Annotated in this window: 24 protein-coding genes and 2 pseudogenes; 23 read left to right on the forward strand and 3 right to left on the reverse strand. The window is 30.7% G+C overall.

Annotated features, from left to right (window positions below; genetic code table 4):
* The first annotated feature begins 5 nt into the window (after positions 1-5).
* From P344_RS01735 to P344_RS01745, 3 genes are all read left to right on the forward strand, one after another.
* Positions 6-1010: an NAD(P)H-dependent glycerol-3-phosphate dehydrogenase gene (locus P344_RS01735; protein ID WP_025317174.1), complete on the forward strand. Its 1005-nt coding sequence runs from the start codon at positions 6-8 to the stop codon at positions 1008-1010.
* Between the two features lie 415 nt (positions 1011-1425).
* Positions 1426-1665 carry a hypothetical protein gene (locus P344_RS01740; protein WP_025317175.1) on the forward strand — a complete coding sequence of 80 codons (240 nt, stop codon included), beginning with the start codon at positions 1426-1428 and terminating at the stop codon, positions 1663-1665.
* 213 nt (positions 1666-1878) lie between these two features.
* Positions 1879-2142, forward strand: coding sequence for a hypothetical protein (locus tag P344_RS01745; protein WP_025317176.1), 264 nt, complete (start codon positions 1879-1881; stop codon positions 2140-2142).
* Between the two features lie 613 nt (positions 2143-2755).
* Here P344_RS01745 and P344_RS06275 read toward each other — a convergent pair.
* From P344_RS06275 to P344_RS07325, 3 genes are all read right to left on the reverse strand, one after another.
* Entirely contained in the window at positions 2756-2899 is a 144-nt protein-coding gene (locus P344_RS06275; protein ID WP_081717380.1) for a PTS transporter subunit EIIB, read from the reverse strand.
* Between the two features lie 312 nt (positions 2900-3211).
* Positions 3212-3496: an SIS domain-containing protein gene (locus P344_RS07320; RefSeq protein WP_025317177.1), complete on the reverse strand. Its 285-nt coding sequence runs from the start codon at positions 3494-3496 to the stop codon at positions 3212-3214.
* Positions 3497-3571: 75 nt separating this feature from the next.
* Positions 3572-3922: a hypothetical protein gene (locus P344_RS07325; RefSeq protein ID WP_330216934.1), complete on the reverse strand. Its 351-nt coding sequence runs from the start codon at positions 3920-3922 to the stop codon at positions 3572-3574.
* A gap of 595 nt (positions 3923-4517) precedes the next feature.
* On the opposite strand from P344_RS07325, the gene P344_RS07330 reads away from it, so the two are divergent.
* The 20 genes and pseudogenes from P344_RS07330 (at position 4518) to P344_RS01830 (ending at position 24514) form a co-directional block, all read left to right on the forward strand.
* Positions 4518-5441 carry a PTS N-acetylmuramic acid transporter subunit IIBC gene (locus P344_RS07330; RefSeq protein WP_236681411.1) on the forward strand — a complete coding sequence of 308 codons (924 nt, stop codon included), beginning with the start codon at positions 4518-4520 and terminating at the stop codon, positions 5439-5441.
* Positions 5442-5612: 171 nt separating this feature from the next.
* Positions 5613-6029: a PTS N-acetylmuramic acid transporter subunit IIBC gene (locus tag P344_RS07335; protein WP_236681412.1), complete on the forward strand. Its 417-nt coding sequence runs from the start codon at positions 5613-5615 to the stop codon at positions 6027-6029.
* Between the two features lie 193 nt (positions 6030-6222).
* Positions 6223-6423, forward strand: a complete 201-nt coding sequence (locus tag P344_RS07340; protein WP_236681413.1) for an N-acetylmuramic acid 6-phosphate etherase family protein — start codon at positions 6223-6225, stop codon at positions 6421-6423.
* A gap of 41 nt (positions 6424-6464) precedes the next feature.
* On the forward strand, positions 6465-7130 hold the full coding sequence (locus P344_RS01760; protein ID WP_236681427.1) for an N-acetylmuramic acid 6-phosphate etherase: 666 nt from the start codon (positions 6465-6467) through the stop codon (positions 7128-7130).
* A gap of 85 nt (positions 7131-7215) precedes the next feature.
* Positions 7216-7590: a MupG family TIM beta-alpha barrel fold protein gene (locus P344_RS07790; RefSeq protein WP_025317179.1), complete on the forward strand. Its 375-nt coding sequence runs from the start codon at positions 7216-7218 to the stop codon at positions 7588-7590.
* Positions 7569-8198, forward strand: a complete 630-nt coding sequence (locus tag P344_RS07795; RefSeq protein WP_025317180.1) for a phospho-sugar glycosidase domain-containing protein — start codon at positions 7569-7571, stop codon at positions 8196-8198. The genes P344_RS07790 and P344_RS07795 overlap by 22 nt, the downstream gene beginning before the upstream one ends.
* Positions 8199-8333: 135 nt before the next feature.
* Positions 8334-10869: pseudogene (locus P344_RS01775) on the forward strand (vitamin B12-dependent ribonucleotide reductase).
* Between the two features lie 377 nt (positions 10870-11246).
* Complete coding sequence (locus P344_RS01780) at positions 11247-11474, forward strand: hypothetical protein (protein WP_025317181.1); 228 nt, start codon at positions 11247-11249, stop codon at positions 11472-11474.
* Between the two features lie 93 nt (positions 11475-11567).
* Entirely contained in the window at positions 11568-12116 is a 549-nt protein-coding gene (locus tag P344_RS01785) for a lipoprotein (protein ID WP_025317182.1), read from the forward strand.
* A 47-nt stretch (positions 12117-12163) separates the two neighbouring features.
* Positions 12164-12481 (forward strand): Mbov_0395 family pilin-like conjugal transfer protein, encoded by a 318-nt coding sequence (locus P344_RS01790; protein WP_025317183.1) that lies wholly within the window; start codon positions 12164-12166, stop codon positions 12479-12481.
* Between the two features lie 32 nt (positions 12482-12513).
* Positions 12514-13677 carry an Mbov_0396 family ICE element transmembrane protein gene (locus P344_RS01795; protein WP_025317184.1) on the forward strand — a complete coding sequence of 388 codons (1164 nt, stop codon included), beginning with the start codon at positions 12514-12516 and terminating at the stop codon, positions 13675-13677.
* A gap of 32 nt (positions 13678-13709) precedes the next feature.
* Positions 13710-15731: a VirD4-like conjugal transfer protein, CD1115 family gene (locus P344_RS01800; RefSeq protein WP_025317185.1), complete on the forward strand. Its 2022-nt coding sequence runs from the start codon at positions 13710-13712 to the stop codon at positions 15729-15731.
* A gap of 12 nt (positions 15732-15743) precedes the next feature.
* Positions 15744-15953 carry a hypothetical protein gene (locus P344_RS06590; protein WP_025317186.1) on the forward strand — a complete coding sequence of 70 codons (210 nt, stop codon included), beginning with the start codon at positions 15744-15746 and terminating at the stop codon, positions 15951-15953.
* Positions 15954-15970: 17 nt separating this feature from the next.
* On the forward strand, positions 15971-18778 hold the full coding sequence (locus P344_RS01805) for an Mbov_0397 family ICE element conjugal transfer ATPase (RefSeq protein ID WP_025317187.1): 2808 nt from the start codon (positions 15971-15973) through the stop codon (positions 18776-18778).
* A 22-nt stretch (positions 18779-18800) separates the two neighbouring features.
* On the forward strand, positions 18801-21680 hold the full coding sequence (locus P344_RS01810) for an Mbov_0399 family ICE element protein (RefSeq protein WP_025317188.1): 2880 nt from the start codon (positions 18801-18803) through the stop codon (positions 21678-21680).
* Between the two features lie 62 nt (positions 21681-21742).
* Positions 21743-22102, forward strand: coding sequence for an HAD family hydrolase (locus tag P344_RS01815; RefSeq protein WP_081717381.1), 360 nt, complete (start codon positions 21743-21745; stop codon positions 22100-22102).
* Positions 22062-22202: an HAD hydrolase family protein gene (locus tag P344_RS06595; protein ID WP_148552285.1), complete on the forward strand. Its 141-nt coding sequence runs from the start codon at positions 22062-22064 to the stop codon at positions 22200-22202. Before P344_RS01815 ends, P344_RS06595 begins: the two co-directional genes overlap by 41 nt.
* 165 nt (positions 22203-22367) lie before the next feature.
* A pseudogene (locus P344_RS07355) lies at positions 22368-22730 on the forward strand (magnesium-translocating P-type ATPase); the annotation flags it as partial.
* A 228-nt stretch (positions 22731-22958) separates the two neighbouring features.
* Positions 22959-23216, forward strand: a complete 258-nt coding sequence (locus tag P344_RS07360; RefSeq protein WP_025317191.1) for a hypothetical protein — start codon at positions 22959-22961, stop codon at positions 23214-23216.
* 62 nt (positions 23217-23278) lie between these two features.
* Positions 23279-24514, forward strand: coding sequence for a hypothetical protein (locus tag P344_RS01830; protein ID WP_025317192.1), 1236 nt, complete (start codon positions 23279-23281; stop codon positions 24512-24514).
* The last annotated feature ends 94 nt before the right edge of the window (positions 24515-24608 follow it).

Below are 24608 nucleotides of genomic sequence, written 5' to 3' on the forward strand. Positions count from 1 at the left end.
TAACAATGAAAAAAACTACTAGTAATATTACCATTATTGGGACCGGTGCTTATGGAACAGTTTTAGCAAATGTTTTAACAGATAATGATCACCAAGTTATTATGTATGGAATTGATGAAACTGAAATTGTTGATATTAATAATAATCATTTAAATAGCAAATTTTTTGGTGATCTAAAAATTAATCGGGAAATTAGGGCTACTAATAATTTGCATGAAGCTTTAGAAGATGCTGAGTATATTATTTTAAGTGTTCCAGTGGTTGCACTGAAAACAGTAATTGCCAAAATTAATACTACTCTAACAAAACCAGCTGTTTTTATTAATGTTGCGAAAGGGTTGGACCCCGATACCCATGAAGTTTTATCAAAATCAATTCCTACTTTGATTAAGCCAGAATTATTAATTGCTTACGGGGGATTATATGGTCCAAGTATTGCCAAAGAAGTTTTACTACGTAAACCAACTTGTATTATGGCAGTGTCGGAAAATTTAGCAGTTGCCCAGGCAATTAGAGAATTATTTCATAATGAGTATTTTGTTACCTTTGCCGGCCAAGATGTAATTGGCGCAGAGTACGGGGTTGCACTAAAAAACGCTGTAGCCATTGCTTCGGGAATTTTTAATGGTTTGCATAGTTCTGATAACGCCAAAGCATCATTAATTACGATGGGATTAAACGAAATTAAAATCTTTGCGTTAAAAAAAGGTGCTAAAATTGAAACCTTTTTAAACTTTGCGGGACTAGCAGATTTAATTTTAACAGCAACTTCTGTCAAGTCTCGAAATTATTCCTTAGGTTTTGAAATTGGCCAGGCTGATGATGCCAAAAGTGTGCTGGCAACCCATGCGAAGACAGTAGAAGGTGTTTTGACTTGCAAGACGATCTATTTAGAAGCCGAAAAGCATCATCTTAAATTACCATTATTTAATGGCTTATATGATATTTTGTACAATAATAAACGCCCAAGTGCGATCATTAATAGTATTTTTCAAAAAGCAATTATTTAGGATAAAGTTGCTTTTTTTTGTAAAATCACAATATTTTTGTATAATCAATATATCAAACAAATATGACTTTTTTTATGGTATTCTTACAATCTCATTTTTGATTATTACTAGAATATTATGGTTAATAATTTCGCGATATTTTATTAAAAAGGGATTTTTCAATAAAATATTTTGGGTAAAATTAATCTCATTTTTTAATTTTATTACTTTGTTCTCCGCTATTTATAAAATTATCCTTGTCTGGATTGTGATTTTATATGCGAATTTACCATTTTTTATTGATATAATTTAAACGTCTTTTTCCTGTTATTTTTAGTTTTTCTTTTAATGATAATCATTGTTAGTCTAGTTTTAAAAAATTTAATAGATTTGGGACACTACTGCGTAATAGTCTTTTTTGTTGGTGGTTTTTTTATTGTACATTAATATTATGCTAGATGAAATTTTAATTTTTTTAATTATTGAAATTAAATCACTACCATTCTTTGAAAAACTAATGGCCCAAACTATTAATGCGAAAATATTATTATTTTTAGTAATTATGGTGACATTAATTAGTACCGTGATTATTTATGAACTAAGAATCTTAATTAATAAATTAGCATTTTATCAACCAATTGTTGAGAATCATAATGCCTTCTTAACTTTTGTATAAAAAATTAGTCCAAATAATTTTATTACCCAAACTCATCGCTTATGGGGAATTGGTATTAATCCGAAGTACCACCAGGTTTTACAAAATTAGATTAAGGCAAAATAATTAACTTATAAAAAATAAATTATTTATTGCAACTTTTACTGTTATTAATTTAACAAAATACTAAATAAAATAATATTTTAATGGACCACATTTTAGAAGGAGGAAACAATGTTTACTTTACCAATTCAAAGGAATTTATTTCGCCAGTTAGTCTGAGGACTTAATGAGATTATTAAGGTGGAAGTAGCTTTCAGTAATCTTAATCCAATTATGGCGCTTAAAATTGAATTATATTATGTGAAAAAACAAAATAATGTTACGATCAATAATAATAACTTAGTCGAGATGTTTTTAGAAGTTATTAATCGCAGAGAATTAACTTTAAATACCTCAACGGTTTCATTGATGACAGAATATCAAAAATTATATTAAAGATATTTTCATCAAGCAGTTGATATTAATGTAGTTATTAGGGATATTAATGACCAAATTAAAAAGGTTTTTGATAATTATTATCTTGAAACTGAATTAAAATATTTGAAAAACTTTTTAGGTAGTTATTTAATGTAAAGACTTCTCAAACAAAAATTATCATCATTAAGATTAAAAATTAAAATAAATATTAAATAGGAATTTATGTTAGTTAAAACATTTCAAATTATTAGTTTTGCCCTTGATGTTGAAGAAATCTTTTATTATCCGTTTATTAATCACACCAAAACACTACTTTTTTAAAAAGAAAAGATCCCAATTGATCAAATTACAATAAAATTAAAGGTTAAATACTTTGAACCCACCGTTGAAAACTACCAACTTATTTATGATTATATTTATAATTCAATTGTTCTTGATCATGCGAAATGATATCCAAATGCAGGTGAATTTACTTATCACAAATTTTTTAATCTTGAAAAATTATTATCTGGTCTTGAGAAATCTCGTTTTAAAATGCTTAATTATTTAAAGGTTGGTTCAGACACCGTGAGTTATTTTCCCTCATCACTTTTTTTTAAATATTTTAGATACTAATAATTCTGAATATTTATTATATTTTGATGTTTATACCAAATGTGGCATTCGCTTTAATATTTAATTGTAATCGTGTTAAACAATTAGTATATGATATAACATTATCAGCTTTTATAACATCAATCAAATCTTTGGCAGTTTGTTTTGCATCTTTTACCATATGATAAAACTCCTCCTATAACTAAAATACCTATAACTAAAATACCTATAACTAAAATACCTATAACTAAAATACCTATAACTAAAATAATAAAACAAATAGAAAAATTAACAAGAAAAATAACACTTTCTGGTAATTCATATCAAAATCTGTAATTTTATCTCGCAAAGTTTTTTTAAAACTTATTAATAATGTGTTGTCCAAAATAGTTTGGTATTTTTCTAAGTCTGATGATAACAAATTATAATAAATAATATCCACCAGTGCAAAAAGCAGCGTAAAACGGCTGGTTGAAGAAATTGTACGTTCAATTTATTCATTACTACTAATAGTAATTTGATAGTCAGCAATCTTAATAATCGTATTATTTGCTTTTTTACATACTAATAAGATAGGACACTCATTTTCTTGCGCAATTCTTGCCAATTTTATTAAATCTTGGGTTTCGCCTGAATATAACACCACAATTGTTAAATCTTCACTGGTACTATTTTTAGCTAAGAAATAACCATTATGAAAATCATTAACACTAATAGCGTTAAAACCTAATCGTAAGATTTTTTCTTGGAAGTCTTTAACAAAATTATATGTTCCCACCCACCACCGCAAAAATATTGATGCGGCAGACTGTTTTTATTTTATTAATTATTTCACTAATCTTTTCTTTATGACCTAAAGTCAAACAAAAAGTATCATGTAAACTCCGCACAATATTATGATATGATAAATGCCATAAATAAAACCATTATTATCGGCCGATTTTAAAATATCATCTTCTGCTTTAATATTATGGTTAAAATATTTCACAACATGAATAAGTTCTTTATAACTATCTAAATTTAAGTATTTAGTAAACCGGTTAATTGTGGCAACCGAAGTATAAGTATACTCTGCCATTTCTTTAATGGTAATTTCCGGAATGACGCTTAAATTCTGAACAATATATTTTGCAATAAAAGAAAAACGATGATCATCATCTAAACTTATTTTTTTTATTTCCCGAATAATTTCATTTTCAGTTATTTTAACCCTCCAAAATTAATATTTTTTTCTTTTATTAATTGCTTCAATAATAAACCACATGATCATTACCACAATCAACCCAATTCTGGCAATTGATAATAAGACAATAGCTAGTGTTAAATAATGAAACGCATAAACAATTCCCCCAACAGCGTCAATGAGAGTAAACCCTATTAGACTGTGCTATAAATTATTCATTTTTGAATAGTTGTAAAATTAAACATTTAAATCTCCATTTTTTCATTTAACACTTTATAAAATTACATTATAAAATTAAATATTTTCCTAATAATTTTATTTTGTTTCCAATTTAATCCCTAACCCAATAAAAAAATATTTATAATTCTTGTTATTAAAAACTAATAAATATTTGTTAATTATTAACTTCTGTTATTAAAACAGTATCATTAATAATATTAATTCATAAATCGGCATATAAGTCAGCTAACTTGTTATTTTAGATCATCCCCAGCGGTTGGGTTTTACCAAGGTTTGTATTTGCTTGGTTAAGTTTCACAATGTGATGAATTTTTTATAAAATTCGTGACTTTAATGATAATTACAAATTTTAAAACCTAATCAGTTGGTCAAAAAATTGCATAAGTCTAATATTGATCTTGAAAGGTTAAAAGCAACCCCAAATGTGATGGGCGTTTTAACACCTTCACCAACAGAGTTGCAAATTGTTTTAGGGCCTGGTTTTGTTAATAATGTGACCCAAGCATTTGGAAAACTGGTTAACATTGAACGTTCAGAGTATTCAGAGGGAGCTAATCCCAGTAGTGAGTTTATTAGTGCCGTTGATGCTGCTAAACAAGTAAAAGGTGAATTGAAACAAAAACAAAATTATATTCAAGTATTTTTTACAAAGTTTTTAAAAATCTTTTTACCAATGATTATTGGATTTATCGGGGTTGGGATCTTATCGGGGGTTGCGGGAATTATGCAATCTTCGTACGGCGGAGTAATGGACGCTGCCCACGCCCCGGCATCTGCTCTCTCATGATTTAATGCCTTAGGGTTGATTCTAAATATTTGGAAGAATGCTTTTATCATTATTGTTGAATGACGAACTTATGAAGTATTTGGAGGAAGTGGAGTTTTAGGCGCAATGACAGCCGCCATTTATTCACCATCATTTTTTTCACTAGTAGTCCCAATGTTTATTGTTAACAATGGTGATCAGACAGTTAATTTCTTAGGAATTCATATTAATGATCCATTTAATAACTGATTAACTGTTGGATACCGTCCAGTTATTAATGATAAAGGGTTATTTAGAATTTGGATACTACCCATCAGGAAATATCTTAGGGACCTTATTAACCATAATCGCTGCGTTATGAATTGAAAGAGGAGTTCGGAAATTCATGCCCGGAGCTTTAGACACCGCGGGAACATAAACAATTACTTTATTTGTACTATTGTTATTAAATGTGTTCTTAATTGTTCCAGTTTCGGGATATCTATATGAAGCAGTTGCTTTATTCTTTGCTCACCTATATACCAATCCATTTAAATTCTTTGTGCTCGTCACCATCTTCCCTTCCCGGTGGTGGCCTTTAGGATCCACCAAGGGTTTGTTTCAATCTATACAATTTTGATTAAAGAAATCGGAGTTAACGGTCTATTTCCAATCTTGGGAATGGTCGGAATGGCTTAAATTGGAACGGGAATTGAATTGTGATTTATGGCGACGAATAGTAGTCTCTTACGCCGTCAAATTCAAGGGGTTCTAATTCCGACCGTTTTCGGAATTGGAGAACCAATGACTTATGGGGTAACATTATCAAGAATCCGTCCGTTCATCACCGCCTCAATTGGTGCTGGGTTTGGAGGATTCTTCATTGGAGCTGTTTATATGTGAGTACATATCACATTTGGTTTAAACTCAATGTTTGGGCCATCAGGTATTTTAGCGACATTTATGATGACAACTGATAAAGGAAACATTGGTTTAGCAGTTGTAATCTACTTAATTGGTTGTGCAATTTTAACTGCCGGAGGCTACTTAGTAACAATGTTCGGTTATTCGCGCATTGTACAAGTCGGAGGTCGCGAAATGAAACAACTTTATAAAAAAGACAACAAATATCAACTTTGATAACAAATTTTATGAACTTGTGCTTTTATAACTGTAATTGGAATTTTTGTATACTGAACCGTAGAATATTACAAATTACCAAAAACAGAGCACTTAAAAATTAAAGAAGCAAAAGTGGAATAAAAAAATCTATTAAAATTATCGAAGCTATTTAAAATAACACAATATAAATATAATATGGGAAGAGAATAACAACATGAAAATTGATTTAACGAAAATTGATACTGAGCAACAAAACGTTAACATTATGAATATTGACAAAGAGACCACTGAAGGTATGCTGACAATTATTAATAATGAAGATACCAAAATTGCCCCAGCGATTAAAGACAAAATTTCAGTTATTGCAAAAGTTATTGATTTGATATTTCCAAAGTTTAACCAAGGGGACGGGTAATCTACCTTGGGGTGGGAACATCAGGACGAATTGGAATTCTGATGCTTCCGAAATGCTTTCCACTTATGGAGTGGGTTAAGACCACATTGTGGGGATTATTGCTGGGGGTGGATAAAGCAATTCGCTTCCCAGCGGAAGGAGCCGAAGATGATCGTAACCAAGCAGTTAAAGATCTTCTTCAACAGTTAAATGTTATTGCTTTAGATACTGTAGTTGGTATTGGTGCTTCGGGAAGAACTTCATATGTTTTAGCAGGTTTAGAATATATTAAATCAGTTGGTGGATTAGCAGTGAGTTTATGTATGACAAAAAATTCAGAAATGAGTCAAATTGTTGATGAAACAATTGCAATTAAAACTGGGGCAGAAGTTATTACAGGCAGCACGAGAATGAAAGCAGGAACTGCCACAAAATTAGTATGTAATATGATTTCAACAACATTAATGATTAAATGGGGAAAAGTATATCAAAACTTAATGGTTGATTTAATGGCTACTAATGAAAAATTAAAGGTAACAACTGGAAAAATTGTTCATAAAATAACTGGCGCCTCTGATGAAATAATTAAAAAAGCACTCGTTGAATCAAACTATTCATGCAAACATGCTATTATAATGGTTTTAAAACAAGTTAGTTTTAAAGAAGGTGAAAGATTATTAGAAGAATATCATAATATGGTAACCAATGTTATTAATGATATTAAATAATTAAGTAATTATATTAAAAGGAGACATCTTAAAATAAAACTTTAAGATGTTTTTTAATCAAGAAAATAAGGGGAGGTAAGTTTAAATGTTAGGAATTTCAATTTATGTAAATAAAACTAGTTTACAAGAAAATATTGCAGCTATTAGGTTAGTAAAAAAGAACAAGATCTCAATGCTCTTTTTTCCTACCCGTGATTTCCCTAATTTTATTAATAATCCTGAGTTAATCCAGTTAATTTTTTGTGGACAAGAACAAAATTTTGAAGTTGGTCTCGAAATATCCAAGTATAATTTTAATTATCAACAATTACAAAAATTAAACCCCACCACCATTTGGTTAGATAACAGTTTTTCATTAATTGAAATTATTAATATTATTGATACTTTTCCGGGTAAAATTCAAATTTTAGCTATTGTTATCCAAAACCTTATAAAGGGATGGAACAAACGGAATTTTTAACACGGACATTAATTTTACAAAAATATGGGATTAATTTAACAATTTTTCTATTGGCTATTAGCGAAACTAACCGAGCGGATACTGAATGTTTTCCAACAATTAAAGACTTCCACCACTTCTCACTTTATTTACAACTGCAATGGTTCAAATATTTTGGGATAAATAATTTTATTGTTGCCAATAAGAAAATTAACCACAAAGAGATTACGCTCTTAACCAGGGTTGATACTTTAGCACCAACGGAATTTTTATTTAAAATTTCTTTATTGGGATTTTCTGACCGGGCAAAAACGCTCTTATTACATAAAACCTTTTTTGTTGATTGAAATAGCAATCAATATTTAGTAAGATTGGTGGAAAGTAGCAATTTTAATAAAAATAATGATAAAATAATGACATGAAATAATCGTAACTTAATAGTTGACCATTATGCCCTATTAGTTGACAATTATTTATACGGAAGATATAGTAGAGAGATTTATTTTACCAAGAGAAAAATTAATATTGATGAAAAAACTAACTATTTAGCAAACTGTACTAATTTTCAAGTTTTAATTGATTTGTTGTTAAAACCACCAAGTAAAATAATGTTTATCGCTGAAAACTAAATAATTTCTGCCTATTAGAAATTAAATATTTTGGTTAATGTTGATTAATTTTAAAAATTTCCGGAAAAAGTTTGGTATACTTAATTATGTCAAACACTTTGACTTAGAATTTATATGTGAAGGAGTGAGAAAATAATGTATTCAAAAGAACTGGTTGCTAGTTTAAATGCTGATATTCGTGCTTATTTTCCCCATATTAAGGAAATTGAACCTGATTATCATATGACTTTTGATGGTGTTTCCAGAATGGTTGTACTAGACCGTTATGCTCAAAAAGATAATGGTTTAAAAAACATTAAAAAATAATGATCTCGTGATTACTGTTATTAAAGATGATGGTTGATTCCCAGCGCGGGGGTTTGGGCATATTGTTAAAGTTGATCATAAAGCAGGAACATGTGATATTAAAGTTGAAGAAGATTATGTTAATAGTATTGATCCTAATTTATTAGTGGGTAGTGAAAAGGATATTATTCGCAAGAATCTTAATACTGTTGAAAAACCGTTAGAAATTTACTATGAACAAATTGCCTGACGAGTTGCCAAAGCGTTATCAAAAAATGAAAAAGAACATGAAAAATATTTACAGATTTTCTTTGAGGAATTAAAGAACTTAAATATTGTTCCTGCCGGACGGGTACTATACGGGGCTGGTAGTGGCAGTGATGTTACTTTTTTTAACTGTTTTGTAATGCCATTTATCAAAGACTCACGAGAAGGAATTTCAGTTCACCGTAAAGAAGTGATGGAAATTATGTCTCATGGGGGTGGGGTTGGAACTAACGGAACTACTTTACGTCCTCGCGGAACAATTGCCAAATCAGTTGGAGGTCGTTCATCAGGAGCAGTTTCGTGGTTAAATGATTTAAGTACGTTAACCCATTTAGTAGAACAAGGCGGAAGCCGTCGAGGAGCGCAAATGATTATGATGGCAGACTGACATCCGGATATTATTGAATTTATTATTTCTAAAATGCAAAATCCAAAAATTTTACGATGGTTAAAAGATAATTCTCAAGATCGTTTAATTCGTGAGGAAGCAACTCGAAAAATTAAATTTGTTCCGTTAACAAATTCAGAACGGAATTTATATGAATGATCAATAAGTAAAGAAAACGAAGTTGACAGTAAAATTTTGCAAGATGCCAAAATTAAATTAGAAGAGGGTGGAAATTGAGAAGTTGAAAACCCATCTTTCTTATCAGGAGCTAATATTTCAGTTACAATTTCTCATAAGTTTATGCAAGCAGTTGAAAATGATGATATTTGAGAGTTAAAATTCCCAGACTTAGATAAGTATACTCCTGAACAAAAGCAATTTTATGATGAAAACTGACATAAAATTGGGGATATTTATGAATGAGAACAAATGGGTTATCCATTAAAAACATACTACACAATGCGTGCGCGTGACTTGTGAGATTTAATTAACTTCTGTGCTAATTATTCAGCTGAACCAGGTATTTTCTTTATTGACCAGGCTAATGATATGACAAATGCGAAAGCCTATGATATGAAAGTGGTTGCTACTAACCCTTGTGGTGAACAACCCCTTGCCCCAAATTCAGTATGTAACTTAGCTGCTATTAACCTAGCTAATTTTGTTAATAAAGAAACAAAAGAAATTTTATATGATAAATTACAAGCAACTATTCGCAACTGTACCCGTTTACAAGATAATGTTATTGATGCAACGCCCTATTTCTTAGAAGCTAATAAAAAACAAGCCCTTGGCGAACGTCGAGTTGGGTTAGGAGTAATGGGGTTACATGATCTATTAATTTACCATGGCGTTCGCTATGGAAGCTTATCTAGCAATAAAATTGTTGATAAAATTTTTGAAGTTATTGCGACAACTGCTTATTGTACTTCAATTGAATTAGCGAAAGAAAAAGGTAGTTTCCCGTTCTTAAAAGATCGTGAACGCTTTATTAACACGGGTTATATGAAAAAAATGCCCGAATATATTCGTCAAGATATTCTAAAATATGGGATCCGTAATTCGCACTTATTAACAATTGCCCCAACTGGATCAACTGGAACAATGGTGGGAGTGTCTACTGGTCTAGAACCATACTTTGGTTTTAAATTCTATCGTTCAGGACGATTAGGAAAAAATATTGAGGTTAATGCTAAAATTGTTGATGAATGATTAAAATATAATTCCGGTTATAGTGCTGATCATTTACCAGATATTTTTGTCTCAGCAATGCAATTAGCACCCGAAGAACATGCTGATGTGCAATGTATTATTCAGCGCTGAGTTGACTCTTCAATTTCAAAAACTGTTAATGCTCCGCGCGGATATTCTGTTAAAGATGTTGAAAAAATTTATACCCGTCTATACCATGGGGGCGCTAAAGGGGGAACAGTCTACGTTGATGGTTCGCGTGATAGTCAGGTGCTATCATTAACAACAGATAATGAACATCCTGCTTTAGAACAACTAAACTTAGAAAATTTAGGAGTAGAAGTTATTTCAAATATTGATAAAAATGAGATTGATGATAACTTAAAAGAAGCAGTTAAATTAAGGGGAATTAACCAAGACCGCAACGTGGGAACAGAAGTTGGTGATGTTTGTCCAATTTGCAAAGAAGGAACCATGATTGATGCTGGTGGTTGTGTGACATGTAATAACTGTAATGTCCAATTAAAATGTGGACTATAATAAATAAAAAATTATAATTTTGGTAAATTATAATTTTTTTTGTTTTGTTTTGATTATACTTGAAAAATCGCAGAATAAAAATATTAAATTTCAAACATTATTAATAACTAAAAAATAAAATTTTTGTTTAGCGAATAATCCGAAATTTATTTTATAATTAATTTGAGCCTACAAGTATTATTTATATACATATGGGTTTATATTGTTAAAGAATTTAATTGTGCTGACAATTAAATTAATGTTATATGAATAAAAGGTTGATAGTTTTATTAATTTTTTATTTAGTTAACTTTTAATGATATTGAATTAATGTATTTTAGTTCAAATTAAAATTATGTACCTGCTTAAAATTATTAAAATTTAAGGAGGCAATTATTATGAAAATTATCGATCAAGTAGTAGAAATTCATTCAAATCAGTTAACATTCTTCGGTGACAACTTTGAAATTTTACCCTTTGGTGACACCGTTTTCCAGCAAGTTAGATGTGAATCAGATAACTTGTTACTCTTCAAATATTACAACAATATTATTTCAATTAAATGTAAATCATGTAAACAAATACATTATATTAATGTATTAGATGATGAAGAACCAAATTTATAATTATATTTAATTACATAGCTATTGAGTGTATATAACACCTGCAAAGAAATAAGGATAAGAGATCCTAATTAATTTGGAGGTGTTTTTCTTTTAATGAAAAAAATTATTAGCTGGTTGGTTTCTTTAACATTAATTGGAACTGTTACTAATTCGCTTGTTAGCTGTACGGGTGTTGATCCGTTTGGGGGTGGAGGTGATCAACCGACACCCAGTCCAATTCCGCATGATGTTAAATATTATCAAAATTTAATTACCAGAACGATGCAACGAATTAATAGTATCGAAAAAAGTATTAAAGAATTTGCGCAACATAAAAAGGATCCCAATTGATTTCCAACCCCTGCTGATTATCAAAAAACCATTGATTTTATGTATATTAGTCTTTATCAAAATGTTGTCACTTTCAATGATGCTGGATACCAAATCTTATTTATTACTAATAACGGAGTTTTTTCGGACCAAACCAAAATCTTAGTTAAATGATATTTAGAGAATGAATTATTAGCTTTAAATCAACAATACAATTTAGAAAAAAAATATCAGGATGATTTTTCTCAAGATAAACTAAAAACTTTATTAATCACCATTAATGAAGTGAAAAAACTTATTAATAACTTACAACTTACAAGATCAACTAATTAACAGGACATAATTTTAACAGAATTAAAAAATAGAAAGAAGTGCTAAAGATGAATTTACTATTACATACCTTAAACCTACTGAGTGATAACCCGGCCCCACCCAATCCAAGTGATATTTTAGCAACAGTAAAACCATGAGTAAATATGGCTTTAGGGATTATTTTTGGGTTACTAGGACTATTTTGTTCAGTTAAATGTGCAATTATTGGATTTCATATTGCCAAAGCAGCTGATAATCCTGAAATGCGTAGTGAATATGTGCGCTCGTTAGTTTGACCAATTATTGGATTGTTATCTGCTGTTTTAGTACCAACGATTGTTAGCGTAATCTTAAGTCAAATTTCGGGACCATCATTTGTTAGCTAACATTTAAAATAATAGAAAGCAGGTAATAAAGAATGGGAGACATTTTTAAAGAAGCCCTCTACGAAGTGCTCTGGGGAGTATTCGTGATGGGGCCGTTACAATTAATTAATGTTTTTACCTATGTTCTAGATTATTTATCTGGAGGTTTTATCACTACAATTTTATTTGGTAATCAAAATAACTTTGATTTTAACCAATTACCCCAACAATTTTGAATTTTTTTAATTATTGCAATTGCAGTATTTGCTGTTATTTTTTGTATTCAGATTATGATTATTCAATTTAAAGAGCATGCCGAAAGTAAAAAGAAATTTTTGCAATGTCTCCTCAATTCAGGAAAAGCAATCATTTTTATGTTTTTAATTCCTATTTTCTTTTTTGTTGCTAATTTCTGTATTGCTCAGTTTACCAAAACAATTGATAATTCTTTTGGGAATAAAGGTTCAATTGCGGATTACTTATGACATTTAGGTGATCCCAATTGGGATGGAACTATTAATTATACCCCTAGCGACTATGGTCTCCCTGATAATATTCTTGATTATAATATGACCGTGGAAATTTTTGGGTCATTATTTATGGTAGCGATTGTAATGTTAGTTGGTTTTATGGTTATTCAAAAAATTATTGAATTATTTTTCTTATTTATTATTTCCCCAATTGTGATGATTACAATGGTCTTAGATGATGGCAAAAAAGTTTTTGTTTGAAAAGATATGGTCATTGCTAAATTTCTTGCCTCCTCATCCGCAATTATTGGTTTTGATTTATTTATGACGATTACCCATTTAATTTTGAAAACAAATCTTTCCGGCTTAGATGCAAAACCATTTGCCCGCCAACTATTATTAATTCTAATTATTTGTGGCGGTGGGGTGGCCACTTATGAATTCTCAAATATTATTAATTCTTTAGTTGGTGAACATATGGGGGCTTCTTTTGGTTTGAATACTTTTCGAGCTATGACTGGTGGGTTAACCTCAGCTTGAAACCCAGCAACCTTACCGCGCCATTTAGGAAAAATTCCAGGGATGTACCGGACTGCCAAAAAGGGTCATGATTTCTTAATGAATAGCGGCGATAGTAAACGAAGAGAAGAAAACGACCAGGCTCGTCGGACATGGCAAAATGCCAATGTGGGAACGCGCCACCGTAATACTATTCCTGGTCTTAATGGTAATCATCATGATGATTAATAAAATTGCCTCAGAAAGGAGAACAGAAATCGATGAAAGAATGATTTAAAAAACGAAAATGGATGATTTTATTTCTTAGTATTGGTCTATGAGTTTTTATCTTTATAATGCTATTAGGATATGCGGTGTTCTATGATTTAGCTCATAATAAAACCGTTAATTTTAAGGATATTGAGCAAATTTTAACAACTAACCAAAATAATTTTTTAACAATCTATGGCGCAATCGTTGGGGGAGTATACTTAATATTTGCCTTATTCTTATTAATTTTTAAATATCATATTCGTTATGAGTTTGTCGGAAAAACCCATGATAAAACATATGGGTCGGCAGAATGATTAAGTGTAAAACACTTAAATAAAAATTATGATTTAGTAAATTTAATGCATGCTGGTGATAAATACGGAGTTGTTGCTAATTCTTTTACCGGTAAAAATAAGAATTTTATGGCTAATATTCGTAAAGAAACCCATACAATGGTTGTCGCCGGAACTCGGAGTGGGAAAACGCAGGGGGTTGTTATTCCAACCTTACAATTATTTGCCCAATCGGATATTAAACCAGGAGTTATTATTTCCGATCCCAAAGGAGAACTATTTGAAACTAACTCTAAAGTTTTTGCGGATAATGGCTATCGAGTTTTAAAGTTAGATTTACGAAGTCCAGAATTATCAGTCGGTTGAAACCCCCTAACATTAATTTATCAAGCCTGGGTGACGGGGTGTGAATTAGAACGCAAATATAAAGATAGTAATGGGATGGACCAAGAGTCATCCAAATATTATTACTGGCAACAAAAAGCCCAAGATTACTTATCAGATATTTGTACTACTTTATACCCATGAAGTGATCCGAAGGATCGGTTTTGACAAGAATCAGCGAGTGGAGCTGTCAAGGGAATTTTGTTAGCAATTTTATATGATATGCGTGAAAATAACAGTTTTGATGAAAAAAAATTTAACCTTGCTTCAGTCATTCCAATTATTAATAACAAAGATAAATTATTTAATTATTTTAAAAAATTAGATATTTCCCATCCTGCACGGATTGCCATTTCGGGGCTATTGGATGGGGCGAAAGAAACAACCGGTTCAATTTTGCAAAGTATTAAAACAGGGTTAGAAAAATTTAGTGACCCGATTTTAAGAACCCTAATTAGTAAAAATGAATTAGATTTACAAACCTTAACTAATTGTCCAACTGCTGTTTTCTTAGTTGTTCCCGATGACCGGACAGATCGTCATATTTTTGCCAGCCTTTTTATTTCTCAATCGTATAAAATTTTGATTGAACAAGCTAGTTTAGCGAACCGAAAATTAGAAAAACCATTTTATTATATTTTAGATGAGTTTGCTAATATCCCAAAAATTCCCGACATGGGAGCAAAAATTTCAGTTTCCGGGGGGCGAAATATCTGGTGAGTATTAATTATTCAAGATAAACCACAGTTAGTTGATAAATATGGTGAAAATATGGCCCGAACAATTAACAATAACTGTAGCATGCATATTTTCTTACAAACAATGGATATTGAAACGGCAAAATATTATTCAGAAATTATCGGGGAACGCACAATTGTTTCGAAATCACGGAGTAACCAAGTTTTATTAGAAAAAAAACAAGCAAGTGGAACCCGCTCCTTATCAGGAGTTAGTTTAATTAAACCAGCTGATTTAATGCAACTGCCATCGGGTCATGCTGTTGTGGTATATTCTAAAGAAAAACCATTAAAAGCGAAATTAATGCCAATGTGAAAATCACCGTGTTATGCAATGGGAAAAGTTGCTGATCAGGAATCTGTTCCCTTGACAGATGAAATTTTTGGGAAAGATTATGTTTATATCTTATCAGCCGAAAATGACGATGCTTCTAGTGATAGTGGCGGTCGGGGTGCTAACCAAACCATGGAATTATTACTAGAAAAAGAAAAACTTATTAAAGTTGAGGGAAAAGCAATTGAGATTGAAGAAATTTTAATCAATGAAGAAATTGATCCTCGAATATTAAAAAGTTTAACGGAAAAAATTGAAGAAATTTATGATTTAACTAAGTAGAAGGTGGTTAAAATGGCTGGGTGATTATCAATATGTTTATTCTTAACATTTGCCGCAATGGTTGTTAGTTTAGTAATTTGATTTCGGAAAAAACGAATTCAAAAAAAATATGAAGTTGAAACATCCCATAATCGGTTAGTACGCCGCTGTTCGTTTTACTTTATCTTCACTTGCATAGGAATCTTTGTCATCTTACTAACTATATATTTTTGTACAAAATAACCCGAGGAGGTGAAAAAATGGACAATTTAATTCCAAAGAATGTCCGCAAGACAAAATTAGAATTTTGGCGCGGGATTGGTTTAGTTGAAATTCTAATTATTATTATGTGAATTAGTTTAAGTACCTTGTTTATTATTGGGTTACCAATTAGTAAAATGGTTAAAATTAGTTGTTGTATCTTGTTTGCTATTTTAGCAATCCCCTTATTATTACCAATTATGCCTGGTGTTAAGGGATGATATGCCTTATTTTTAATGTTTAAATTTTTTGCCCAAAAAAAACATTATTGGAAAGACTCCACTCAAAATAATACTGGTTTTTTAGTCCCTTATGATTGTATTGTTGATGAAAATTATATTAAGACCCAAAAAGTTAATGGGAAACATCATTTTATTGCAGGTTTTGAAATTAAGGGTTATAACATTACCTTGCTAAACCCCGAAGTTCAGGATTTAAAAATTAAGGAACTTCAAGCAACCTTTAAATTATTTGATTTTAGTTTTTCAATTGTTAAAGTTGATTTACCAATTTCGTTTGCTGATACAATTGAATTTTATGAAGAAACAGTTCGCCAAATTCGGGAAAATATCAACAATAATTATTCACCAAAAGGTTTAAATGCGCGGCTATTTGAAAACCAATCTTATATTCGTCATATGAAAAATGACACTTTGACAGCTGATAATGAAATTCAAACTAAAAAAGTCTTTTATCTTTATGTTTATTCTGATAAAATCCAAAAACTCCATGAATATATTGAAGTTGTCAAAGCAAAATTAGAACTTAATAACTTTAAGGTAGTTCCGCTAGCTGGTTATGACTTGGTTAATAGTATTAAGCTAGTATTTAACCCTTATGGTGAAAAAATCAGTAAAGCGGAATATGAAAAACATCAAGATAGCTTAGAAAATTTATTAGCTTTCAATGAATTTCAAATTAGGCGGAATTATTTTAAAGCTGATAATGTTTATAGTTCTGTATTTGGAGTTTATGATTATCCGATTTTTACTTGTTATGGTTGAGGGGCTAATTTAGCTAATAATGAACAAGCCATTATTTGAAATATTAGTCCTCTTGACTCTACTCGGATTAAACGGGCTTTAAACAAGGCAGTTAATAACGCTCGGACCAAAGCAATGATGACCAAATCAAATGTTGATCGTAGTGAACAAGCTTATGAAATAAATGCGTATGAAGATTTAATTGAAGCAATTACCGGTGCAAATGAAGTTGTTAAAAATGTTGATATTTTATTTTTAAATTATGGGTTGAATATGAAATTATTACATGAATCTGAAGCCCGGTTAAAACGAAGTTTAAAAGAATTGGACATTAAAGTTAATCCCTTAGCTTATCGCCAATTAGAAGGTTATAGTGCTTTTTTACCGAAAGCCTTTGACCCGTTAATGGAACAGAGTGGTCGCGAAATTCCTTGTTTAACTTTAGCAAGTTCATTTCCCTTTATTAATGGTGGTTTGGATGATGAACAGGGATTATATTTAGGACAAAATACTACTAATGATGTGATTGTTTTTGACCAGTTTAAATTAACTGATAAACGGAAAAACCACAATAAAATTATTATTGGTACCTCGGGATCAGGGAAATCATATACTACTAAAAAAGAAATTGCTTTCCACTTAAATATGGGGCGCACCGTTATTGCCATTGACCCCGAACGAGAATATAAAGATTTATGTTTATTCTATGATGGTCAATGAGTCGATACCGGTGATGCAACAGTAGGGCGGATTAATCCCTTACAAGTATTAGATAATAGTTTCCGTGATGATAATGATGATATTAATACCATTATTGATGCGATGGAAAAAGAATTAGATGAAGAAAAAGCCGCCCCAATTTCCAACCATCTACGATTACTAGATCAGTGATTTAAAACCTTATATAAAGAATTAACGGAACGTGAACGCCGTTTATTAATTAATCAAATTCAAAAAACATACCAGCGTTTTAATATTAATAATCACACTGAAATTAGCAAGTTAAAAAACACTGAGTTCCCAACTTTTAGTGATTTGTATGAAACAATTTGTCATTCCATTGCGGACCATAATGATCCAATCTTAGGTAATTTAAAGGAACTAATCTATTATGATTTTATGGGTGATGGTCAGTATGCGACATTATGAAATGGCCCAACCACTTTAAATTTAAATTCTAACTTTATTGTTTATGATGTATGAACCTTATTTGACCAAGATATCCAAAAAGTAACTTCGGCCCAATTATATCTAATTTTAGCTTTTGTTAAAGGAGAAGTTAAACGAAATCGATTTGAAAAAAATAATAAAATTGTGGTTGTTATTGACGAAGCCCACTTAGCAATTGATAAGGATAATCCGGTTGCCTTAAATTTTATGTATCAAATGGTAAAACGAATTCGAAAATATAATGGTGCTATGATTATTACTACACAAAATTGAAATGACTTTACAGGAACCGAAGAGATAAAAAAGAAAACAACAGCGATGATTAATAATACCCAGTATTCAATGATAATGAACCTGGCCCCCAGTGATTTAAAAGAAGTTGAAGAAGTCTACCATGCTTATGGGGGACTCTCAACCGAAGAACAAGAATACATTGCTCGGGCAAGTAAAGGGCAAATGCTATTTATTGTTTCTGGTTATGAACGTCATTGCTTAAAGATTGATGTTTCCGAAGTGGAAGCCTTAGCTTTTGTTAATGGGGTTGTTCCGGCAAATGAACACATTGAGAATATTAATCATCACCATGATGTTTTATTTGTTGATGACTCCTTAAAAAAGTACTTTGGTTCAAAACCAACAAGTAATTTAAAATAACTAACGAAAAGAGGCAAAGTTTATGAAATCTAAATATTTTTTATCCTTACTTGGTTTTGTAGTTTTAACTAGTACTACGCCTAGCTTTTTCCCACGATCTGCTCTTCATGATTATCAAAATCAAATTCCTGATAATAGTTTGGGAACCAAAGTTGGAGCGAGTCCTAACCCATTTCATTTAAATATTCAGTCAACAATAAATTCTCCAAATATTACTTCTCATACTAATGGTCCAGGAGCGTGGGGCGACCATACTAGCTCATCAGATCAAATTAAATTTTTAAAATGAGATGATTATGAAACAACGTGAGATAAATTTGTAACTTATTATCCTAAAATTACTTTTTCCCTATATTCTAGTTTAGGAGGAGGATGATTATCACCTTCCGTGGTCCAAAACTATGATGTCCAAACAAGTGATTTAAGTTATCAAGATAGTGCTTCTTATAATATTTCTTACAATAAGGAAATTTTACATTTAGCCGAAGTTGATGGGAAAACAACCGTTACTTTAATTAAAGATGGTAGTTATTTATATCTTAAATTAACAGCATATACTGGAGCAATGTGATCCGGGCATGATGCTGATGCACAAATTCAAGTTTATAATGCGACGATTAATTCCAGTTTTAGTTTAGATAATTTTAAAAATAAGATTGCAAAAGCGTTATCTGCCCAAATTACTTTAGATTCTGATTTTTCCGGAAGTTTAGAAGATGCAAATAATATTCCTAATGAAACTAACAAATTAGACGCTATCTTACAAAATACAATGGGATATGAATATAATAATTGAAAAGGATTTATGCAACAATATGCTTTTAGTGACCAAACTAAAACAGCGACAACAACAATTAAGTTTATTTATCCCCTAGATAAAAAACAACAAGTATGAACTTTTCAAACCCCAATTTCAATTTCATTAACCCCCGCTTATTGAGAAAAACAAATGGCTAATCGGTTAAATTTCTTTCCCGGAAAAGTTGTTGATCCCAATGATCCAACAAAATTAATTGATGATACTCCCACAATTATTTCGGCCACTGATAAAAATCCTAAAACATTAATTTATCATACTACTATTAGTACAGAGTTTGATGCTAAATTAGATGCTAATAATAAACCAGTTGAATTAATGACAGTTAATGGTCAGGCTGTCCCAGTTCTTGATAATAAATTTACGATGACTTTAACTGATGGTCGCACAGTTATTCCACCTTCCGAACCAAAAAGCAAAGGTGCAGAACCAACTTCGAATGTTTATAATATTTCTTTAATTAGAAAAAGTGATCCTGGCGCTCAATATAATGTTAAAGTAGTTATTGATAACTTAGTGCCTACTTTACAATTAAAATGATATGCCTGGAATCCTAAAAATCACTCTGACCAAAATACATTAATTACTCCAACACTTCCCGATGGAAAACCTAACCCAAAATATGATCCCGAAATTAATCCTAAAACAGGGACCAAAACTCAAATTATTTGAGTCAAACGAAAATCAGACTATGCTTTTGCGTTAGATCCCTTAGATAATCAAGGTCAATTTATTAAAAATAAGGCTGATTTTGATGAAGGATTTATTTCGGAAGGATCAGTTTCTGGAATGGGAGTTAAAGAAAACTTTGACCCTACTAAAGTTAAAACTATTGAGCGCGAAGGGGTGGATAAGAATAATCAATTAGAACCTTTTGCCAACCCCAGTGAAAGTCAAAAAAAATGTCAAATTAGTAACCAAGATCTTTATTGATCAAATCCTGGTTTATGGCATTATATTATTACAACAGAAGATAATCAAAAATATGAAAAATTTGTAAATATTGGCCCAACATTTGAAAATAAGTATCCGCGTTTTTTAGATACCTTACCGGATAATATTGCGGTTGATTTTTGAACAACAATCCATGGTTTACATTTAAAAAATTATTTGATGACTTATTATAATTTTGATAGTAAAGCAATTCAAAATTTATCATTTGAACAAACAGTTGCGTATTGAAAAGAGTATGTTTCTAATACAACAACCCAACGGATCCCTCCGGATCCGTACCCACATAATTTTACTGATTTATCATCAATTGCAGAATTAGCGGGATCGGTAAAAATGAATGCTACTAACATTGAAACGGCAAAAACCACAATTGTCAGTGAAATTGAAGAACGGTTAAAAAAATATAAATTAGTTTATAATACTGATTATGCAATTTATGTCAATGGTCAAATTTTAAGTGAGTGTAACGAAGAATTAAAACCCTTATTTAATTATGGTTCTGATGGATGAGCATGGTTAACAATTGATGTTCGTGCCTTGCCAACTTCCACATTAGCTATTAACCACCAATTAATGAAGGTTGGTAATAATAAAAAATATGATCCCACAAAATCAACTAATATATCAAAAATTAAATTTTCCGACCAAACCTTTGATTTTACTAAACAAAATCCTGCTGATCTTAAAAAATGAATTTTAGGATATATTAATAATGTTTTAAAAGATGGAAAATACCAAATTGTCTACCAAACTGATTATGTGGTTAAACCATTAGATGATAAGAGTTTAACAGAGTTTATTAATAATAGTCATCCCGATGCATTGGGTAAAACTCATTTAACCATTATTATTCAAGCAGTTGATACTTCGTTAACTGCTGTGGGCAGCACTAGTTTTGATTTAATTAATGATCCGAATGCTACTCCCCCGGGACCACCACCAACCCCAATCCCAACGCCAACACCAACTCCTTTTCCAGATAATCCGGGTTCTTGGATTAGTAAATCTAGTAATTTAGCTTGGTTTTTACCCTTAATTATTGGAACTTCAACAATTGTTATCGTTACAATTATTTATGTTAAATATAAACGGAAAAAAGGAATTGGAGGGAAACGGGCAATTAAAAACTAGAAAATAATTTTTCTAGTTTTTTTTCAGAACTTTTTACTTATCATATATAATAGGTTATAGAAATGAGAAAAAAGATGAACAACATGAATAGTGATATTAAACTGGTGGCCATTAATTTAGATGGGAATGCATTAAACTCTGAACATGAAATGAGTCTAACAACCTTAACAACTTTAAAAAAATTAGCCGATTATAATATTAAGTTAGTAATTGCTTCGGGGCGCCCATTATATCAAATTAAGTCAATTATTGATAAATTAGTCTTAAATAATATTAATGATTTTAGGGTAGCTTTCAATGGAGTTGTTGTTGCTGAGGAATTATTAGAAAAATGAGGAGATAAGTTTAAAATTTGTCAAGAAATTAGAAATAATCGGACAAATGTTGAAATGAGCAGCAATTTGAGGGGTTGCAGTTGCTAATGCTGATGATGATGTGAGAGCAATTGTGGATGTCCTTACTGCTAGTAATGATCAAGATGGGGTTGCTAAAGCAATTAATAAATATCTTTTTAATAATTAAGAAATCAATTAGTTTCAGCGGTTATTTGTGCTATAATTTAATATAGAATATAAAACAAAAGGAATTCTTTAGTAAATGGAAAAGACATATGTGATTAAAGTTTTAGCAAAAAAGGACGCAAAACTAAATTATTGTCCAGTTATTGAATTAACACAAAAGAAAAAACATAAGGTTGGTTTTTTAGTAGATGGAATTAATGATGCAATTGCGTTACGGAAAAGTGATGTGGGAATTTCATTTGATAATGCCACTGATATTGCCAAAGCACCTGCGGACATTATTCTGTTAGAAAAATCATTATTAGTTTTAGAAAATGGTATAATTGAAGGGCGTCGAATCTTTGCTAATATTATTAAATATATTAAAGTAACGGTGGTGGCTAATTTTGGAATAATGTTAAGTTTAGTAATTGTCTCAGCCTGGTTAGCTTTTGCGCCGATGGTGCCCATTCAAATTTTATTCCAAAATTTATTATATGATATTTCGCAAGTGGCCGTTGTTTTTGATAATGTTCACCCGGATTTTATTAAATTATTAAAAAACCGCGTGGATAAAACACGAAAGGGTTAATTTCTTTTGCGTTATTAAATGGTCCCTCAGTAACGTTTATTAGTATTTTAAACTTTATTGTCAGTGGGATTATTCTTAGTTCAATTGCCTTAGCTAGTTCGTTAGCACCTAGTCCAACTAATAATCATTTAATTTCCCAATTTCAAACAACAATGTTTACCGAAGGGGGGGGCTATTTTACATATAATGATGATTATGATGATGCGAACAAATAAAATTAATATTTTTAAAGATGCTTCGCCTTTAAAATTAGTAGTTCCGATTGCGATGATTTTAGGAGTCGTGTTACTCCTTCCATACCTACCAAAAATTAGTACTTGGTTGCAATTGGTACCCCCGGATCCAATTTGGTATGCTTATTTAGTTGGTTTACTAGTTATCTTTATTCTGATTAGTTCCCTCCTAAAAATAGGGTATTTAAAAATTTACAAAAAATGATTATAATTATATTACTTAATAAATTTAGCAAAATTGCAATAAATAATTAGGTTAAAGGAGAAAAAAAGATGTTTAAATGAAATGATAAGGTCCATTTTTATGTTCGGCTAGCTGCCTTAATAGCATTAAGTTTATTTTTAATTGTGGATGTAACCTTGGCAACCTATGATCCCCAACCGCAATTTCGGATGTTATCTTACACCGAACGCATTTCAAATTATTATTCTTTCTTTACAACCCAAACTAATTACCTTGTTGCGTTTTATTTTTTTCTTTATTTATTTGATTCAAAATTTAAAAATACCAAACCCCATTTTGTCATTCGGTTGGGAGTTACTACATACATTACCATTACGATGTTAGTTTTTTGGTTAGGTTTATTTACACAAAAAGGACAAGCCGAACAATATAATACTTATAGGTGAGTAGCAACAGTTGTTTTGCACTTAGTAATGCCAATTACAATGATCATTAACTATGTTTTAACAACGGGAGAATATTATTATCCTTATGAAAAACATCACAAGTCATTTTTATGGTTAATTATGATTTATATGGTTGCTTATTTAATTATTATTGTAATTCGGGGAACTTACCGCCATCTGGAAGGGAAACCCGAGCACACCTTATTTCCATATTTCTTTTTAAATTATTTTGGCCCGGGCGGAATTCCTTTATTATTGTCTTCTATCATTATGATTTGTACACTCGCTGTTGCCTTACAATATTTTTATATTTGAGTTAATAATATGTTATATGTGAAAATGCACCATAAAGAACCATTTGTCAAAACAAAATTAGAACGTTCACGTTTACAAGTAAGTAAACTTTGCTTAACCGGCGGAATTATTGGCTTAATTACAACAACTATTAATTTTTTAATTTCAATGGTATTATTATTGCTATTAGTTGTTTTTGATAGTGATGATCTTGATGTTAGTTTAGAAGGTGTCCCAATCCCTGGTGGGCATAGTACAATGGCAATTGTTGCTGCTTTAGTTGTATCAGTATTTTTAATTACCGCCTTTATTATATGTTTTGTGTTAGCTATGCAACGCAGAATTGGGGGACGAATTGCTGGGGGAATAGTTTTAATTATGCTAATTTTTGTGTCATGAATCTGAATTATTGGTCCAATTTTTTCAATAATTGGGGGAATTCTCATGTTAGCGGGGAAAGAAAAAGTCCGCAGTGACCGGCTATTTCCCACTAGCCCGGCCTTAATGCATAATAATGAAATTATTGATGTAAAAGTAAAAACAAAAAAAGTGAAAAAAACTAAACCAAAATCAGCGAAAACATAATAAAATATTATATATAAATAAAGAGTGTAAGAAGATGAACAGCAAGACAATTAAAGAATTATGAAAGTAATTGGCGAACTAACAGTTAGCTAAT

This window comes from Spiroplasma mirum ATCC 29335 (genome assembly GCF_000565195.1).
Classification (GTDB): domain Bacteria; phylum Bacillota_I; class Bacilli_A; order Mycoplasmatales; family Mycoplasmataceae; genus Spiroplasma; species Spiroplasma mirum.